Origin of the sequence: Colwellia marinimaniae, from assembly GCF_002207865.1 — a bacterium.
Taxonomy (GTDB): domain Bacteria; phylum Pseudomonadota; class Gammaproteobacteria; order Enterobacterales; family Alteromonadaceae; genus Colwellia; species Colwellia marinimaniae.
Genome location: NZ_BDQM01000340.1, coordinates 1 through 260, shown reverse-complemented (window position 1 = coordinate 260; position 260 = coordinate 1). Strand labels below are relative to the sequence as shown.

1 pseudogene is annotated in these 260 nt (G+C 71.9%); it reads left to right on the top strand.

The window, feature by feature from the left end:
- Positions 1 to 260, top strand: a pseudogene (locus tag MTCD1_RS19560) (diaminopimelate epimerase); the annotation flags it as partial.

Sequence of the window (260 nt, the reverse complement as noted above, 5' to 3'; positions counted from 1 at the left end):
GGCTACCTGCAGATCGTGAACCGTGGTGAAGTGCGCCTGCGCGTGTACGAGCGCGGCGCGGGCGAGACGCTGGCCTGCGGCACGGGCGCCTGCGCCGCCGTGGTGGCCGGCATCCGCCTGGGGCTGCTGGATGCGCGCGTGCAGGTGCACACGCGGGGCGGCCTGCTCACCATCGACTGGGCCGGCGGCTTGCAAGACCCCGTGTTCATGACCGGCCCCGCTACCACCGTCTTCGAAGGCGAGATCGACATTCCGGACGC